Below are 260 nucleotides of genomic sequence, written 5' to 3'. Positions count from 1 at the left end.
GCATACATACTTCCTGCAGCTTTTCCATCTACGGCTATCCCTTTATATGTCTCTCCTTTACTTTTTACTTCCTTTGTCCTATACTCATACCTCTGTCCGCCTGTTGATATGAGTACTCTTGTTTCTTTTGACGCCTTTATTATGCCCGCTATGTCTATTGTCTTACTTAACAGTTCAAGGTCACTTAAACTTAATGCATCTACTCCTCTTTCTCCTATCCCTATATGTCCCTGTGATACATCTATGCCTACTAAGTCCCC

General features: G+C 40.4%; 1 protein-coding gene. It reads right to left on the bottom strand.

Annotated elements, in window-relative coordinates; genetic code table 11:
• Positions 1 to 260 (bottom strand): hypothetical protein (locus EII29_RS12540; RefSeq protein WP_158612581.1); only part of this gene is annotated, 260 nt, incomplete at both ends.

The organism is Leptotrichia sp. OH3620_COT-345, assembly GCF_003932895.1.
Taxonomy (GTDB): domain Bacteria; phylum Fusobacteriota; class Fusobacteriia; order Fusobacteriales; family Leptotrichiaceae; genus Pseudoleptotrichia.
This window is presented reverse-complemented; position numbering and strand designations above follow the sequence as displayed.